Below are 17,403 nucleotides of genomic sequence, written 5' to 3'. Positions count from 1 at the left end.
TGCTATGTATTTAATCTTAATAATCTAGATTGTAAAGCATATGAATATAATTTTAAATGTTGGGTTGAACATTATGAAAGTGTAGAAGATGGTGTTTTTAATGGAGATAGAAAATCATTAGAAAATTTATTAAAGAATGATTCAGTGAATATTATTAAATGTTCAATAGTAAAACATACTAAAGCATAGGAAAGATAAAATCAAATATTTGAAAATAAATATAGACCGTTTAAATTAATATTTTATTAGGCTATAATATAATTAAGGATATTATTTATTGGAGGAATTGTTATGAAAAAAATAATTTATATGGCCAATTCTTACAATAATTTAAGGAGATAGCTGTTATGGACGAAAAGATATTAGAATTTACTATATTTTGCATTGAAAGCTTAGCTGAACAATTGGGAATGAGTGCAAAAGATATATATAAATTAATTAATAGTGATACAGATATTTTGCAAAGTTACATTGTTCCTTGTTATGAACCATTACACTCTCAAAGTAAACACTATATAGTAGAAGACTTGATAGAGGTACTTAAAGAGAGAGGAGCATTAAAATGATAGTATATCATGGATCTTATTGTTTAGTTGATAATCCTCATGTATCTTTTTCAAGAGAAGCTTTAGATTTTGGAAAAGGATTTTATGTAACAGGAATCGAAGAACAAGCAATTAATTGGACAAATAGGTTTAAGAGAAGAGGTAAAAAAGGCTATTTAAATATCTATACATTACCAATAGAGGAAATTAAGCAAATTTATAAAGTTAAAGAGTTTTTAAGTTATGACCTTGAGTGGTTAGACTTTATATTAGATTGTAGAGCAGGAAGTAATCTTTATTTAAATTACGATATGATTATAGGTGGAATAGCTGATGATAGGGTATATAACACAATAGAACTTTATAAAGATCAGCTAATTGGTAAAGATGAAGCTCTTAAAAGATTACAGTATTATAAGCCTAATCATCAAATTTGCATTATTAATCAAGAAATTATAAATAGATATTTAAAGTATGAAGAAAGTAGGGAAGTGTAAGTATGGAAGCAAATAAAATATTACTACAATCTTTATATAAAGATATAATACTTGAATTTTCAAAAGAGACTGGTAAGGGATTAGACGAAAGTATGGATTATTTTTATAAATCTGAAACTTATGAATTAATTAGTGAAGGTGTTGGGGACTTGCATTGTAGAGGAGTTAAATACCTAACACAGGAACTAATGCTAGAGTATGGGTTAATGAAACACAAAAGTTATCCAAAGGATTTTGTGCATTAGGGAAGTTATTTAATATGGTTGCATTTTATGATATTTTTCTTAATTTTTAAATTGTGTAGACATATCTGCACAATCAAATATGAAATATATCTAAATAGATGGTAGAAAACTATAAAATAAAAGAAACAGTAAGTGATTAATTTAACTCACTTACTGTTTTTTCTTAAAATCATAAAAAAATCTTATAGCAGCATCTACAATATCATTGTATTTTATGTATGGATCATCATATATGAAAACCTTAAGCTCCTGAAGCATTTTTACGGTAGAAGGTCTTAGGGTATAGCTTCTTTTTACTGAAAGAGTTTCTTCAACAGTTTCCTTTGAATTTATGTCTAATTTTTCTGCGTCTTCATCCTCTACATTTACATTTAGTACAGGTGTATTATTCGAGTTGAAGCTAAACTGCTTCTCTAACTTAGCATAGCAAGGCATCCCTAAGGGTCTGATATTTACAGTAAAAAATTAAATGATAAATAAAATGAACTTATAAAATTAAGAAAGCACTAGGTACTTAACCACCTAGTGCTTTAACTTATTTGAGTCTCTATATTGCCAGTGTAAAGCTACCAGAGCACATTACTGCAAATAAAAATATGAATATTATACGCAAATGGGCATTCGCTTGTATCGGAAGCTTTAATGCTTATCTTGTAGAAATATGTAAATAAATATATAATTACAGTAAGAATGGAAAATTTATTCATGGATACATTTACTAAAATATTATATAGGAAGTAGTAGATAAATTGAATACGGAAGAATTAAAAGAATATATGAAAAGAAGTAAAGGAGAAACAGCATAATGAAATATTGTTTAGATAATTTAAGAAAAAATTTTCAGAAGGGTATTAAAAATGATTTTTTATTTTTCTGGGGACATCAACCAAGTAAAGATGGGAAAATAGGTATGAGCTGCTTAAGTCAATGGTGGAATGTAGAGTTTGAAGTTGATAATTTAAAATTTTATTCTGCTGAACAGTTTATGATGGCTGAAAAAGCAAGAATATTTAATGATATGGATATTCTTAAGAAAATACTGCTATCACCATCTCCACATGAAGTTAAACAATTAGGACGACAAGTAAAAAATTTTAATGAAGAAATATGGAAAAAAGAAAGATATGAAATAGTTAAAAGAGGAAATATGGCTAAGTTCTCACAAAATATAGAACTAAAAAACTATTTATTAAGTACTGAAAATAAAGTGTTAGTAGAAGCAAGTCCTTATGATAGAATTTGGGGAATAGGATTAGATAAGAAAAATGAAAAAGTACACAATCCACTTTTGTGGCAAGGTCAAAATTTACTTGGATTTGCATTAATGGAAGTTAGAGATGCATTAGAAATGGAGAAGAACAGATGAATAATAAATTAAATATAATAATGGATAACTTTACAAGATTTATGAAAGAAGGCTTTGAAAAGATTGGTGATATAGAAGACAAAAATAACTTTTTTTATAAAAGTGAGATTTTGGAATTGGTTAAGTATTGTAACACAAATAAGGATATGATAAATGAGGTACTATCCCAAATATCAAAGGAATTTCATACATATAACGAACTTAAGGCAAACCTTCTTTGTCATGTATGTGGTGCTTTAGTTGAATTTGGTGGTAATCAAGACATAATAATTTCTCATGTAATTGAAAAACTTAAGGACGCGTTAACACGTATAGGAGAAAGCATAATAAAAAAAGAAGAGGAGCAGGATGTATATAAAAAGGTAGGTATTTATGTAAGTTTTCAAATTATAGATTATTTGATAATGGCTTCTATGACAATGCTTGCAAGAAACTCATTAGAACGAGAAAAATTTAAAAATGATGAAGATATACAGGTTTTATTAAACTTTGTCACTACTGATGTGGTAAAAAATATATATTATATTCAAAAAATAATGGGACTTACAGATAACTTAGAAATGACTGTAATACATGTGGGTAAAAAGAAAGGATATAAAGTTAAAGTAGATGGAGTGCAAAACTATTTTCACTTCTTTACCTTATTTCAAGGTGAACTCATAGAAAAGGTTAGTGATGAGTTAGGATTGGATAAAGCTTTATTAAACAAAAATGCAGTAGATATTGCAAGAGCAGCAAAAATTTCTGATGGTTCTGAAAAAGCAGAGGATAAGGCTATATTTAGCTATTATATATGGACTGCCCTTAGTTCAGATAAAACACTAAGTAAAAATATACCTCTTGAACAGTGGGTTTATGGAGAATTAATGCCAAAACATACACCAACCATTCTTGGTGAAAAAGTAGTATTAATTGGAGATAATGTATTAGCAGAGCGCAGCTGGGATAGATCATTTTTTTCTCCATTGCATGATGCACTAAAACCACAGGTTTCAATCCTATCACATTTAACTGAAACTGAAGTTGAAGAGTGGCTGCATAAGATAGTTTTGGAAAAAAGTAAAATAGAACAAACTAGTACAAGTAATGAAAGTGTTAAAGAGATAAAAAAAGATGAAGAAGTAAAAACAGAAACTAAAGTTGAAAATAATGAAAAGAGATTTAAGAAATTTTTTAAAAAGTTATTTGGTAAATAGTTTTGAATAGTACAAGCTTTGTGTGAAATAAGAAAGGGGCAATAACAATAGATTACAGATTGTGATTAAATAAGATTACTAAAAAGGAGATACAAAATGAAATATGACAAACTTAATGAAATATATAAAACTCATATACCTTTAGAAATTTTAGAAGCATTAGAGGAACATAGGTATAAACAAGAGAAAAGTGAGTTTTTTATTAGATTAATGAAAATGGATGAAATATTGGAAATGAAGCAATTTCTTGATAAATTTGAAGTGTTTAAAAACTTAATAGCAATATGGACTGACGATAACTCTAATTATATTTGTATGTATTATTCTGGACCACTAAAATATAGAATTTGTTATTTAAATCATGAAGAAACTGATGTGTCACCTCAATTTAGAAATGTAAAGACATTTATTAACGAACTTGAAAAAGATGAGGAATGTGACTGGGATGAGTTAGTGAAAGATTATCCAAATGAATGTGATATTAGTAGAAATGATATGGAAACAGATTTAAATGCAATCAAGGAGTTAAACTCAATGCTGAATAACAGTGATTTAGATGAGGATTTCAGAACTCAAATAATATATTCTATTCTAGCATTAACTCCATATGACTATTTAGATAGCATAATTAAGTATTTAGATGATGAAGATGACTATGTACAAGAAAGAGCTTGTGACATAGTTGGATTTCACAGATATAATTCAGCTATCTGTAAGCTAAAAGAACTTTGTATAACTGGAAAGATTAATGTTCCAGGTGCGGCTGAGAGAGCATTGAGACAAATGGGACATAAGATAAAATAAGTTAAAACTTAGAAGGATTATGAGTGGAAAAATAGAGATTATATTATGTTGAACATAAAAATTATTTAGTGGAATTAAGTAGTGATAGAAAAGGAATCAATAATATGTGGGTACAATTGCTATAAAATTAGATCCATCAAAGATGGAAAACCCTGATTTAGATTTAAGATATCTAATTCCAGAAAGAATTGAGGAATTAACAAATGGAAAATTGTTTTTTTGAATTTGAAATTAATAATGAAGATAAGTTTAAAAAGTTACAAGAATTTTATTACGCCATAAAATTAAGTAAGGATGAGGAAAGAATTATACCAAATGATTCGAAATGGATTGATTATTTTGATGAAGATACTCTTATGAAATTTTGGTGGCCTTCATCAGAGGAGGTTGAAGAGTATGGAAGGTTATGGACAGAAACTCCAGTAGAAGAACGCTTTACATGTGAAGCATTGCAGCATCCATGGGATTTTGAATCAATGATAGATGCATTCGCTAATGGAGAGTATCATTTCATATCATGTGAAATGATATCTAAAAGAAAAGGAAGAATTGAATATAATCCATGGTGTTGGCCATACGGTGGAGCTGATTCTTTTAGAGCATTAATAGAATATCATGGATTTAAAATACTTAGAGAAAATATTTAAGAGAGATATATTAGACATTGTATGAATTTATGAAGAAGCATGAAAATATATAATTAGTTTTTAGAAAGGAATGATGCATATGAAAAGCAGCATTATTTTTTCCTACGACATTGCAGATGAATTTTGCATAGGACAAGTTGTTGGACTTACAGCTAATTCCGCTGTAGTTCTTGCCGAATCGAATGATACAAGAGAAGTAAATTTAATACTTCTTGAAGGGGATAAATATTACCCTAGAAATATCTCAAAAGAACTTCCTGCTTTAGATAAATATAAAATAGGAATTAAAACCTTAATGTATAATATTGTGATTTTTAAGTATAATCAGGGGTTTGGTTTGCTCATTCATGATTATCTGTATTTATGGGATACATTCTATTCTAATTATACTGAGTATAAGATTAGAAATCATTTTGAAAAAGATGTTCATAATAGAGTTATTGGACCAGTAAGGGCTTCAGCTATTGAAAATAGCAATGAAATATTAGTCACATTATCTGATTATGACTGCTGTCTTGATGTAGCCAGATATTACTGTACATTAAAGATACAAAATGATTATGCTGAATGGTTAAGACCTGAGAGACAGTTGAAGTTAGAGCAATTTTCAATAGAAACTGCTTCAACGCGAAAGTGGAGTGTAATTCAAGATGCCGTATTCCAAAATAATATGTATTATATACACACTATTGGAGAAGACATGAATCATTATAAATTTGGAATGAGTTGCTCAGTATTATGCGATAATGACATAAACGGTAAAGTTGTAAAGACCAGGAATATTGAAAAGGGTTTTGGATTCTTTTCATCCATGAAAGAGTATTTAATAGTTCATTCATTAAAAAACAAGTCAAAGTTATACTTTTACGGAATTACGAAGGAGTTTGAAGATATTTTATCTTTAACACCAAAGCAAAATTTAGGAAGTGGGGACAAGTATTTTATTAAGTGTGATGCAATAGAGAATACCTTATGGATATACAATGCTCAAATGTTGAACTGTTGTAAATTAAAAATTAAGTAGTTGGAGATGATTTTTTATGCTTAAAATTAGTAAGGATGGAGAAGAAGTTTATTGGGATAAAATTGTTGACTTAGGTGTTATGGGTAAGTTTGATAGTATATCTATAGATTTATATGGATGTGAAATTGCAGGAGTGCAAGATGATATGTCAGAAGAACAGAAATTCTTAAGAATTTCAAAATACTATGGAGATAGATTTAAAGAATTAGAAGCAGATGTGAACTACATAAATGAGCAATTTTTAATGTGGATTATAACCCACCTATGTGATATAGAATATCCTTTTTGGGAGTTTGGATTTAGAGATAAAGGCAGTAAGAAGTATCCAGATTACATAGTTGAAGAAGAAATGAAAAAGTTTGAAGATGAAAATGGACATGTAATGCATGATTTACAGAATCCAAGTCTTGTTTATAAAAAAATACAGGAATATAATGTGTATACCAATAAAGATAATTTAACCAGTTATGAAATAGTAGCTAAATATTTGCAAATGCTTGATTTCAAAAAACTTATAGATACAATTGAAGCTGACAGCCTTGATACTTACGAAGATGAAATACATTTTCAAGTTAGTAGCAAGGTTTGTGGTGGTATGTTACTTTGTGCTACTTATGGAACTATATATGAAAACAATAAGTTAGAAGTTACACATAATTGCTAAGTTATAAATTTATTGAGAAGGAGTTAATTTTATTGAAAGTAAACTATATTCATGATTTTAATCAAAAGACAGAAGAAGAGTTTTTAAATATACAAAACAATTTAAAAGTGAAAATTAATATTACAAATAAAATAGATTTACAAAACATAAAAGTTTGTGCAGGGATAGATATTGCTTATTGGGACAAGAATAATGAAACTTTTGGGGCTTGTAGTATAGTAATTATTGATTTTCAAACTAAAGAGGTGTTAGAAAAAGTTTATAGTGTTGGAAAGATATCTGTTCCTTATGTTGCAGGATTTTTAGCTTTTAGGGAATTACCTTTAATATTAGAAGCTGTAGAAAAAATTACAGTTGAGCCAGATGTTTTTATATTTGATGGTAATGGATATCTTCACCATAATAATATGGGTATAGCTACGCATGCAGGTTTATTTTTAAATAAACCTACTATGGGAGTAGCAAAAACATATTTAAAAATAAATAAAGTAGACTTTATTATGCCAGAAAATCAAATAGGAGCGGATACTGATATAATTGTAAATGATAAGGTCTATGGAAGAGTTGTAAGAACTAGAAAAAATGTAAAGCCTATATTTGTTTCTTGTGGTAATAACATAGACATAAATAGTTGTTATGAAATAGCAATGAATTTATTATCTAAAGACAGTAGAATACCAATCCCAACAAGACTTGCTGATTTAGAAACACATGTTTTAAAAAATAAATTTTGCAATGAAAGTGTTGCTAGTAAATAAAATATTTCTATTTTCCTAAAATTGAGTATGAAAAGCTGCTGCAAATTTTATATTTACAGCAGTTTAGCTATTTTTTTGCACATTATTATGATTTTGTTACATCTTTGCACAATATCTTGTAATTGGTAATTTATTCCTTGTGGAAAAGTTTGTATTATATACATAGATATATGTATATTAAATTTACTTAGTTAAAGGGGAGAAGAATTATGGGAAGTTATCAAAATATCAACACTTTAAAACCTGAAGGAATAGAAAATAAAAAGGCATATCTAATTGGTGGTGGTATCGCTTCATTAGCTGCTGCTGAATACTTAATACGTGATGGGCATATGAACGGTAAAAATATTACTATTTTAGAAGAAACTAATATTTTTGGTGGTGCCATCGATGGTTTTGGAAATGCAGAAGAGGGATATGTTGCACGTGGTGGAAGAGAAATGGAAGAACATTATGAATGTACTTGGGACTTATTTGGAGGAGTACCATCATTAGAAGAACCAGGAAGAACTGTTTTAGATGAATTTAGAGAACTAAATATTGATGATCCTAACTATTCTAACTGTCGTGTAATTGCTAATCGTGGAGAAAAACTTGATTTTTCAAGTCTTGGACTAGGTGAATCTCATATTAAGCAACTTACTAAGTTATTTCTTGCTACAGAAGACTCTTTAGGTGCAACTACTGTTGAACAATTTTTCGATGCTACATTCTTAGAAACTGATATGTGGTTATATTGGAGAACTATGTTTGCATTTGAACCTTGGCACAGTGTTGTAGAAATGAAACGTTATATGCATCGTTTTATACATTTAATGCCAGGAATGAGCAAAATGGAAGGGCTAGTATTTACTAAATATAATCAATATGATTCAATGATTCTTCCATTAAAAAAATGGTTAGAAGCACAAGATGTAGTATTTGACTTAAATACACAAGTAACTGATTTAGATATAGATATAACTGCAGATGAAAAAACAGTTACAGGAATTCATTTAACTCGTAATGGTGAAAAAGAAAAAATCATAAAAACTACTAAAGATGATTTAGTATTCTTCACTAATGGATCTATGACAGAGAACTCTACACTTGGAAGTATGGATAAAGCACCTGTATTAGACAGAAGCGAAGGCGGATGCTGGAGTCTATGGAAGAAAATAGCTAAAAAAGATGCTTCATTCGGAAAACCAGAAGTATTCTGTAGCGATATTGATAAAACCAAATGGGAATCATATACAATAACTGCAAAAGGCCCTAAAATGATTAAACTTATTGAAGAATTTTCAGGTAGGAATATTATTCCACATAAAACTATAACAGGCGGAATAATAACAGTTAAAGACTCAAAGTGGTTATTAAGTGTTACGGCTAATAGACATCTTCAATTTACTAATCAACCTAATGATGTGATAGTGCTGTGGGCATATGCTTTGTTCCCTGATAATGAAGGTGATTTCATTAAAAAGAAAATGAGCGACTGTACTGGTAAAGAATTATTACAAGAACTTTTATATCATCTAGGTATTGATGAAAAAGATATGCATGAATATATTGATACATCAATTGTAATTCCTGCTATGATGCCTTATGTTACAAGTCAATTTATGCCTCGTGTTAAAGGCGATAGACCACAAGTAGTACCTGCAGGTAGTACAAACCTTGCATTTTTAGGTCAATTTGCAGAAATTAAAGGTGATTGTGTGTTTACTGTTGAATATTCAATTCGTTCTGCTATGATGGCTGTGTATACTTTACTTGGACTTGAGAAAAATCCACCTGAAATATATGCTAGTCAATATGATATACGTGTTATTGCTAATGCAACTAAAGCACTATATAGTGGAAGACCATTACCAGCTGAAGCAATTATTAAAAAGTTATTAAAAGATACAACTTTAGATGGTTTGATATAAATAGATGGTGTAGTTAAAATTGTAAAAGGGAAGTCATTTTAATTTGACTTCCCTTTTTTTTCATATTTTAATAATGCTCTATAAATATCTCCACCTATTATTTTGTCAAGATTATCAATAATTTTTTCGGGATATTCAGTCATATTATTTCTTATCCAATCGCTTATTATACCTACAAGTGCAATTTCATAAAATTTCACTATATATTTTTTATCTTCTGCTGATACATTTAAATCTTTAGCGAGCTCATTTACAACTTCTAAAATAAGATTAAATATTTCATTATGTAAATGATTTTCTAAACAATCTCTATCAATAGAATTATAGGTATTCAACACTACTTTCTGATTTTCACATAAATATGAAAGAATTTCCAAAAATCCTTTTTGCCATGTCCCGTAAGTCTTATTTTTACCAAGAACTTTTTTAATTTCAGTTTTAAAAATCCATTCTAGAAGATCATAAATATCACGAAAATAATAGTATAATGTACGTCGATTTAATCCACATTCATCAACAACATCGTTAACTGTAATTTTTGCTAATGGTATTGTCTGCATTTGTTTTTTTAATGACTCAGCTAAAGCTTTTTTCGTAATTTCTGACATATTATTCACCTCTTTATGTCAATCATCAACTTCAAATATTTCTTGATAATTTAATTTTTATTTTAATACATGAATTAATTATACAGTTTTTATTTTTACAATTCAACTGTTGGAATTTGTAGGTTTGTATAAAGTTCTAGTTGGAATTTTTTTCGAATCTGTTCATTCTTTATTCTTGCTTTTTATGTCTTCTATCCTGAGTTTTTAATATATATATATAATAAATGCAACTGAAAGAGCTGCCCATATTCCTTATGATGAAGCTAGTTTCAAAAGTTGATTTCCCACAAAACACCTTCTCTAATTTTAAAATTTACTAGGTGCTTAGGATTATTTTTTTATTGGTAAAGATGTATCATTTTGTTATAATAAGGTTTAATATGATATAATTTGATATAGAGTGATGCTGCAACATATAAAGAAATTGTGCATTAACAGGCATAAATGTATTAAAACATAATTGTATAATAGTGTATACATAATTAAGTAAAAATTATTTATATTAGATGAGGGAGATTTTATTATGACAAAAGAAGGCGAAGGACAAGGAAAAATATCACTTATGATATCAGCTCTGATTTCAATCATAGTGGCGGTATTCAATATAAAATCCAAACACTATTTTTATGGGATTATCATGTTAATAGTGTTTGTTTTGATATCTATTGAAGTATTAAGAAAATTTAAAAATGTACATATTACTTAAAACGCATTTTTCTTAAATTATGGGGTAAACAGTATTTATGATACATCTAAGTTCCTGTAGCTAAGGGAGTTCTTTATTTATTAAATTTAGATTTAGTTATTCAAGGACAAGGGCATATAAGTTTTACCTATAATCATTTGGGGATAATTAGAATATATTTTTTGGAACTTTTAACTTCTTTAGGGTATTATTTAAATATATAGGTTATAGGAGGATGATGCTTTCATGTCTATAGATGAACAACTACAAAATTTAGATAGGACAAAAATTGATTTTTCACGTGAAAAAAATAATTTACTTAATACAGCACTTAGAAAAATAACTATTAATCTAATTAAGCAAGGTATGGATAATGAATTTATAAAAAGAACTTGTGAATTGGAAGATCAAGAAATAAATGAGTTAAGAGAAAAATTCAAAAAATTAGATATGGCAAGACAAGAAAAAGTTGCTCTTAATCTAATTAAACATGGACTAAACAACGAATTTATAATAACAACTACTGAATTACAAGAAGAAGAAATAAATGCTTTAAAAGAAGCATTAAAAAAAGGAAAAATAGAAATAATAGTGGAGCAATTAAATAAGAAGTTTGGAATTGTATCAAATGAATATGTTGAAAAATTAAAGTTATTATCTAATAAAGAGTTAAACAAAATAGGCGTTAAAATACTTGATTTAGAAAATCTTAGAGAGTTAGATAGGTATTTGATGGATTGTGCAGATTGACTAAGAGATAGAACAGCAGAAGAACTAATAAAAAATAACTCGATTAAATGATTTTGAGTTAAGCGTAATCAAAGAAGAACCTGAGTAGGCAGATATGAGGAAGCTATTGAATATGGAAAAGAGATACTAAAAATTAAACCTAATGAAATAAATACATATGAATCTATAGCTACTAATTATTCTAGTTTAGGTAATTATGATGAGGCATTACAATACTATGATACGGAAATAGAATTTGATGTTTTACAAAAACCTAGTATAGACGACCCTAAATATAAAATACGAATTTATAAAGGAACAAGTAAAAATGTAATAAATAAAAGTAACGATGTAATAGTTACTTAGGTTAGACAATTTAATGTAATGAATATTTTTGAAGACTATGTGAGAAATTATAGAAGAGTTAGGATACTTTTCTTTTGTATAAGATACAATGCATTTAGCATGGTGGAAGACAGATGAAAGAATTGATAAAGAATATTTTACTAAATTAGTTTTACATTTAGAAAGAGAAAATTTATGAAATATTGTAGATAAGGTTATGTCTGACTATATAAAAAGGAAAAATTGGATTAGGGATAACGGAGCGAGTTTGGATATTTAATTTGGAGGAATTTGAAATGGCAGATATTAAATACGAAATAAAAGAAAATATAGGAATAGTTTCAGAATCACCAAAAGGATGGACTAAAGAATTAAATATAATCAGATGGAATGGAAGAGATCCTAAGTTTGATTTAAGAGATTGGGCACCTGAACATGAAAAGATGGGGAAGGGAATAACTCTATCAGCTGAGGAATTGAAAAAGTTGAGAGATATATTGAATGGTATGGAGCTATAGAAAATAAGATAAAAATAAAAAATCTCTACTTAATTAGCGGAGATTTTTTACACATATGCTTAACAAAGAAACATAACTAATGAATTTTTAGCCATTATGATTTATTAAAGCATTAACTTGTCCTTTGAAAGGCAGCCATTCTTTATAGCTTTCAGCAGTATTAGGTATAAGTTTCATTCTGTTAAAGCCTTCACGAGTTGATTTGTATTCAGATATTAATTGATTTTTATTTTCATAAACATTAGTTTCTGTGATTAATCCTACTGATTTTAGTGCTAGAATATGTGTTTTTATAGTTTTATCACAGCACTGTTTTTCATTACCATATTCTAAATTAATTAGGTTTATAATTTCATGTGTATTTATTATTTTAAGTTGAATACTTCTTTCACAAATTAATTGAAGTATTCTAAATTTCATTGGTAGTTTCATTTTCATAATTATTACTCCTTATATTCTCTTAATCTTAGCATTTCTTTTGGGTTCCCTGAAACTAAAATTGCTCCAAACACAATTATTAAACATCCAATTATCAAATTTGGAGAAGCTTGCACACCTGTTATCAACCATTCTAATATTATAACCCAGAGAGGATAAGTAATATTAAGAGCCATAGCTCTACCTACTCCAGTCATACTTAAGCCAAAGTACCAAGTTATATAAGAAACACTACATAATATACCTGCTAATATTAAAATTATCATATTAGAAGCTGTAAAGGAATTAAATAATATTTTAAATCCTTTTATAAATGGAATAACACAAAATATATACATGAAGAAGGAAGCTGTTTGTCGAACTGAAATAGCTATTTCAGGATCTACAATGTCCATAACATAAGCACCAAAAACACCTTCTAAACCCCAGCCTAGTGCAGCAATAAAAGCAAATATTATTCCTAAATAAAACTTAGGATATAATATATTAGTTGGTGACATATATCCTGTAGCTATGGCTCCCACAACACATAACAAAATTCCTATTAAAGTTCTTTTATTTAATTTTTCTTTAAGAAATATTACAGCTAAAACTGTTCCTATTGCAGGATAACTAGAAGTTATAACTGCTGCATAGGAAGCTCCTGCCATATTAATTCCAAGTAAATATCCTGACATTGCTAATGGTCCACTACATATTGCACAAATAATAATAAGTATACCAGCTTTACTAAATAGACATCTACCAAATTCTTTAATTTTACCAGTATAAAAATTGTAAAGTAAAATAAAAAAAGATGAAAATCCTGTATGTATGCAGGCTGCTATAAGAGGTGCTTGCATAGCAGTATTAGTATCGTTAAATGGATAATTAGTTAATAAATAACCAAGCAGTATAGCATCTATTCCCCAGGTTATACCTGAAATTAAACAATTAGCTATACCGTTTTTAGCATAATGCAAATCTCTTTGTAATGTTAAACTAGCTATATTTTTCAATATTAATCGGTCCTTTCATATATAGAAGGTACTTTGTTTAATAACAAAGTACAAGATTTAGATAGTTTTATTCGTATTTTCAATTTAGCTTGAAGTACTTTGAACTCTTAAAAGACTTTCACTTATTTTTTAGTGAAAGTCTTGATTAAACGACTTTTATTATTCTTTATCAATATATTTTATTATTTTACAAGGGTTCCCAGCAGCGACAACATTGGATGGAATATTCTTTGTAACCACACTGCCTGAACCTATTACGCTATTATCACCAATGGTTACACCGGGATTTATTATAGATCCAGCACCAATCCATACATTATTTCCGATAGTTACAGATTTTGTATAATCAGCATTTTTAGGTCTTAACTTAGGATCGATTAGATGAGTTGCAGTAAGTATGCTTACATTAGGTGCAATCAATACATTGTCTCCAATTTTTACAAGTCCATCATCTAAAACTAAAAAATTAAAATTTGCATAAAAATTTTCTCCAATTTCCATATTAGTGCCATAATCACAATGAAAAGGAGGCTCTATTTCAAAATTATCTCCTATTTTTCCAAATAAATTTTTGAGAATATTTATTCTTTGTTCTGTTGCCTCAGGGTCTGTGCTATTGTATGCTTTTGTAAGATGTCTAGCTTTATTTCTTAAAAGTATTAAATTTTCATCATAGGCATTATATATTTCACCATTTAACATTTTCTGTTTTTCACTCATTTTATACACTCCTTATTTAGTGCGCGCCTGAAACATTATAGCATAGTTGTATAAACAATATGGTCAAACAGTTCATAAAGCTAAATATAGAAAGTAAAGTGTTTAAAAATTGAACTATGTGTTATATGTTTAAAGCACATAGGATATATTAGGAATAATAGGTTCATTTTACAATAATTTTGAGAAATAATTGTTGTAGAAACCTGGTGTTAGTATAATATTGTAGACACAAAAAGCCGAACACTTTAAAATATAAAAAAGAGAAGTTACAAAAAATACTTGAAATATAAAGGAGTATGAAATGAAATTTATACCTGCAAAAACAATTATAACAAAAACAAACAATATAGATTGGTTTGGCACTGAGTATAATATGAATATATATAAAGGTTGCTGTCATGGATGCATTTATTGTGATTCAAGAAGTGAATGCTATCAAATTAAAGATTTTGATACTGTTCGTGCAAAGCAGGATGCTATTGAAATAATAAATAGGGAACTTAAATCAAAACGTAAAAAAGGGATAGTTGCTACAGGATCAATGTCAGATCCGTATAATCCTTTTGAAGCTGAGTATGAGTTTACTAGAAAAGCATTAAAACTTATAAATAAATATAATTTTGGGATTGCCATAGCAACAAAAAGTGATCTTGTTACAAGAGATATAGATATATTGCAAGATATAAAAAAGTATTCCCCTGTTATTGTTAAAATCACAATTACAACAGGGGATGACAGTCTTTGTAAAAAGCTTGAACCTAATGTGGCAGTAGCATCAAAGAGATTTGATGCAATAAAAAGGCTTTCTGCAAGTGGTATTTTTACAGGTATATTGCTAATGCCTGTACTATCTTTTATTGAAGATAGTGACGAAAATATATTAAATATTATAAGGTTAGCAAAGGAAAGTGGTGCAAAATTTATTTATCCTGCTTTTGGGGTAACACTTAGACAAAATCAAAGAAATTATTTCTTTAAAAAGTTAGATGAACAGTTCTATGGTACAACTCAGAGGTATATAAAGGAATATGGATTTTCTTATGAATGTCGTTCAAAACGCGCAACTGCATTGTGGAAACTCTTTAAAGAAGAGTGTGATAAAGCAAATATACTATATAAAATGCAGGATATTATAACTGCTTATAAGAAAGACTATGAGAAAAAGCAATTAAGTTTATTTTAATCTTTCATTTATAATCTTACATAGTTTCATAATCGCAAATTTATAATCCTCATCATTTAAATATGAAACTGAAATTCTTATTTCATTATGGTGGGGATGTAGTGGATAGCAGATAGCTCCCGGTAAAAATGTAATTCCTTTATCATAAGCACATTCAAATAGAATATTCGCTGTATTTATTTCATTAGGAAGTTTAAGCCAAATATTGAATCCGCCATTTGGAACTATGTACTTTACTTTTTTATTTAAATTCTCTCTTAAAATTTTTATTGTAAGTTGCATTCTTTGTTGAACAAAATCCTTTATATTTTGAATATGAGTATCAATCTTTGGACTATTTAAAACTTCAGATAGTAGTCTTTGCGTTAATAAAGCTGTTCCTAAATCGGCGCAAGCCTTTGCTTTTTCAATAGTATTAGTGATATTTTCAGAGGCTGAGAGAAGGCTTACTCTATAACCAGCACCTAAAATTTTACTAATCCCTTTGATGTATATAACTCTATTATTTTTATCATAAGCTTTAATAGGTAATGGAGGCTCTTTCTCAAAACTAATTTCTCCCCAAGGATCATCTTCGATAATATGAAAATTGAAAGATTCAGCAATATTTAAGAGTTCAAGACGTTCTTGTTTTGACAAGCAATATCCTGTTGGATTACTGTAATTTGGTGTTAGATACACAAATTTTGGAGGTCGCTGATCACATTGTTTTAAAAGTTCGTTAAGAGAAAGTCTGTTATTACAAATTGGTAATGCTTTTATCACAGCACCAGAACTTTTAAAGGCATCTATTGCACCAGTATAAGATGGAGACTCTATCATTATAAGGTCTTTTGAATTTGTAAAAACAGATGCTATTAAACTTAGACCTTGTTGTGTGCCAGAAATAATTATCATCTCTTTAGAATTTGTATTAATACTTCTATATTTAGATAGATATTGAATAAATGATTTTTTTAACTTTGAATCTCCAGAGGTCTCTGTATAAGTCATTAGTGCTTCAGGCTGAGTAGATAAAACATTCATAAATATATCTTTAACATCTAGACATAAACTCGTAGGCAGCATAGCATATGATAAATTGTATTTTTTCTTGATTAAAGTATTTTTTAAAAGATTTAGCGTAAGAGCCCTAGGTTGATAATCTTCGATAGAACTATACCATGAGGATATTATTTTTGTATTAGAAGTTGGGCAGAGTACAGAAGAATTAACAAAAATACCTTTACCATGAATTTTTACTATCATCTTATCTTTTTCAAGTAACTCATAAGCTTTAACAATAGTCATATGACTTAATCCAAGATTCTTAGATAATTCTCTAACGGAAGGTAATTTCATATTGTTTGAAAATTCTGCTGACAGAATTTTGTCTGTAATACCATGAGCTACTTGTTTATAGAGTGGTTCTTTCTTATTTCTATCAAAAGATATAAACATTGAATATTCTCCCTTTTAACTGTTATGCTTTTGTTTTGACTGTTATATATAATTTACTTTATAATATAACAAATTTACCA

The 17,403-nt window shown here is 28.3% G+C and carries 22 protein-coding genes; 16 read left to right on the top strand and 6 right to left on the bottom strand.

Annotated features, from left to right (window positions below):
* The first annotated feature begins 347 nt into the window (after window positions 1–347).
* From OXH55_RS14095 to OXH55_RS14085, 3 genes are read left to right on the top strand one after another with little or no spacing between them, the layout of a single operon-like run.
* On the top strand, window positions 348–566 hold the full coding sequence (locus tag OXH55_RS14095) for a DUF3791 domain-containing protein (protein ID WP_268050648.1): 219 nt from the start codon (window positions 348–350) through the stop codon (window positions 564–566).
* Complete coding sequence (locus OXH55_RS14090; RefSeq protein WP_268050646.1) at window positions 563–1,042, top strand: DUF3990 domain-containing protein; 480 nt, start codon at window positions 563–565, stop codon at window positions 1,040–1,042. The genes OXH55_RS14095 and OXH55_RS14090 overlap by 4 nt, the downstream gene beginning before the upstream one ends.
* Before the next feature lie 2 nt (window positions 1,043–1,044).
* Window positions 1,045–1,287, top strand: a complete 243-nt coding sequence (locus OXH55_RS14085) for a hypothetical protein (RefSeq protein ID WP_268050645.1) — start codon at window positions 1,045–1,047, stop codon at window positions 1,285–1,287.
* 150 nt (window positions 1,288–1,437) lie between these two features.
* Here OXH55_RS14085 and OXH55_RS14080 read toward each other — a convergent pair whose 3' ends face one another.
* The gene (locus OXH55_RS14080; RefSeq protein ID WP_268050644.1) at window positions 1,438–1,722 is read right to left on the bottom strand and encodes a hypothetical protein; all 285 of its coding nucleotides are present in this window, start codon (window positions 1,720–1,722) and stop codon (window positions 1,438–1,440) included.
* Between the two features lie 370 nt (window positions 1,723–2,092).
* Between OXH55_RS14080 and OXH55_RS14075 the strand changes: the two genes are divergently transcribed.
* From OXH55_RS14075 to OXH55_RS14040, 8 genes are all read left to right on the top strand, one after another.
* Window positions 2,093–2,653, top strand: a complete 561-nt coding sequence (locus OXH55_RS14075; RefSeq protein WP_268050642.1) for an NADAR family protein — start codon at window positions 2,093–2,095, stop codon at window positions 2,651–2,653.
* On the top strand, window positions 2,650–3,849 hold the full coding sequence (locus OXH55_RS14070) for a hypothetical protein (RefSeq protein WP_268050641.1): 1,200 nt from the start codon (window positions 2,650–2,652) through the stop codon (window positions 3,847–3,849). Before OXH55_RS14075 ends, OXH55_RS14070 begins: the two co-directional genes overlap by 4 nt.
* A gap of 96 nt (window positions 3,850–3,945) precedes the next feature.
* Window positions 3,946–4,653 carry a hypothetical protein gene (locus OXH55_RS14065; protein WP_268050640.1) on the top strand — a complete coding sequence of 236 codons (708 nt, stop codon included), beginning with the start codon at window positions 3,946–3,948 and terminating at the stop codon, window positions 4,651–4,653.
* Window positions 4,654–4,856: 203 nt separating this feature from the next.
* Window positions 4,857–5,300 (top strand): hypothetical protein, encoded by a 444-nt coding sequence (locus OXH55_RS14060; protein WP_268050639.1) that lies wholly within the window; start codon window positions 4,857–4,859, stop codon window positions 5,298–5,300.
* 70 nt (window positions 5,301–5,370) lie between these two features.
* Window positions 5,371–6,324 (top strand): hypothetical protein, encoded by a 954-nt coding sequence (locus OXH55_RS14055; protein ID WP_268050638.1) that lies wholly within the window; start codon window positions 5,371–5,373, stop codon window positions 6,322–6,324.
* A 16-nt stretch (window positions 6,325–6,340) separates the two neighbouring features.
* Window positions 6,341–6,988, top strand: a complete 648-nt coding sequence (locus tag OXH55_RS14050) for a hypothetical protein (RefSeq protein WP_268050637.1) — start codon at window positions 6,341–6,343, stop codon at window positions 6,986–6,988.
* A gap of 32 nt (window positions 6,989–7,020) precedes the next feature.
* Window positions 7,021–7,746 carry an endonuclease V gene (locus OXH55_RS14045; protein WP_268050636.1) on the top strand — a complete coding sequence of 242 codons (726 nt, stop codon included), beginning with the start codon at window positions 7,021–7,023 and terminating at the stop codon, window positions 7,744–7,746.
* Window positions 7,747–7,955: 209 nt separating this feature from the next.
* Window positions 7,956–9,659, top strand: coding sequence for an oleate hydratase (locus tag OXH55_RS14040; protein WP_268050635.1), 1,704 nt, complete (start codon window positions 7,956–7,958; stop codon window positions 9,657–9,659).
* Between the two features lie 38 nt (window positions 9,660–9,697).
* Here the strand turns inward: OXH55_RS14040 and OXH55_RS14035 are convergent, their stop codons facing one another.
* On the bottom strand, window positions 9,698–10,267 hold the full coding sequence (locus OXH55_RS14035) for a TetR/AcrR family transcriptional regulator C-terminal domain-containing protein (protein WP_268050633.1): 570 nt from the start codon (window positions 10,265–10,267) through the stop codon (window positions 9,698–9,700).
* Window positions 10,268–10,790: 523 nt separating this feature from the next.
* Between OXH55_RS14035 and OXH55_RS14030 the strand changes: the two genes are divergently transcribed.
* From OXH55_RS14030 to OXH55_RS14020, 4 genes are all read left to right on the top strand, one after another.
* Window positions 10,791–10,973 carry a hypothetical protein gene (locus OXH55_RS14030; RefSeq protein ID WP_268050632.1) on the top strand — a complete coding sequence of 61 codons (183 nt, stop codon included), beginning with the start codon at window positions 10,791–10,793 and terminating at the stop codon, window positions 10,971–10,973.
* A gap of 225 nt (window positions 10,974–11,198) precedes the next feature.
* The gene (locus OXH55_RS14025; RefSeq protein WP_268050631.1) at window positions 11,199–11,702 is read left to right on the top strand and encodes a DUF4351 domain-containing protein; all 504 of its coding nucleotides are present in this window, start codon (window positions 11,199–11,201) and stop codon (window positions 11,700–11,702) included.
* Between the two features lie 105 nt (window positions 11,703–11,807).
* The gene (locus OXH55_RS20225) at window positions 11,808–12,047 is read left to right on the top strand and encodes a hypothetical protein (protein ID WP_418921844.1); all 240 of its coding nucleotides are present in this window, start codon (window positions 11,808–11,810) and stop codon (window positions 12,045–12,047) included.
* 275 nt (window positions 12,048–12,322) lie between these two features.
* Window positions 12,323–12,544 (top strand): YdbC family protein, encoded by a 222-nt coding sequence (locus tag OXH55_RS14020; RefSeq protein ID WP_268050630.1) that lies wholly within the window; start codon window positions 12,323–12,325, stop codon window positions 12,542–12,544.
* 87 nt (window positions 12,545–12,631) lie between these two features.
* Here the strand turns inward: OXH55_RS14020 and OXH55_RS14015 are convergent, their stop codons facing one another.
* The 3 genes from OXH55_RS14015 to OXH55_RS14005 form a co-directional block, all read right to left on the bottom strand.
* Window positions 12,632–12,982 (bottom strand): hypothetical protein, encoded by a 351-nt coding sequence (locus OXH55_RS14015; RefSeq protein ID WP_268050629.1) that lies wholly within the window; start codon window positions 12,980–12,982, stop codon window positions 12,632–12,634.
* 5 nt (window positions 12,983–12,987) lie between these two features.
* Entirely contained in the window at window positions 12,988–13,980 is a 993-nt protein-coding gene (locus OXH55_RS14010; RefSeq protein WP_268050628.1) for a DMT family transporter, read from the bottom strand.
* Between the two features lie 159 nt (window positions 13,981–14,139).
* On the bottom strand, window positions 14,140–14,700 hold the full coding sequence (locus OXH55_RS14005) for a sugar O-acetyltransferase (protein ID WP_268050627.1): 561 nt from the start codon (window positions 14,698–14,700) through the stop codon (window positions 14,140–14,142).
* Between the two features lie 301 nt (window positions 14,701–15,001).
* Between OXH55_RS14005 and OXH55_RS14000 the strand changes: the two genes are divergently transcribed.
* Window positions 15,002–15,883: an SPL family radical SAM protein gene (locus tag OXH55_RS14000; protein ID WP_268050626.1), complete on the top strand. Its 882-nt coding sequence runs from the start codon at window positions 15,002–15,004 to the stop codon at window positions 15,881–15,883.
* Here OXH55_RS14000 and OXH55_RS13995 read toward each other — a convergent pair.
* Window positions 15,875–17,323: an aminotransferase-like domain-containing protein gene (locus tag OXH55_RS13995; protein WP_268050625.1), complete on the bottom strand. Its 1,449-nt coding sequence runs from the start codon at window positions 17,321–17,323 to the stop codon at window positions 15,875–15,877. The genes OXH55_RS14000 and OXH55_RS13995 overlap by 9 nt on opposite strands.
* Between the last annotated feature and the right edge of the window lie 80 nt (window positions 17,324–17,403).

It is taken from the genome of Clostridium ganghwense (genome assembly GCF_026735165.1).
Classification (GTDB): domain Bacteria; phylum Bacillota; class Clostridia; order Clostridiales; family Clostridiaceae; genus Clostridium_H; species Clostridium_H ganghwense.
Note: the sequence above shows the minus strand (reverse complement) of the source record. Positions and strands in the feature narration are given on the sequence as shown.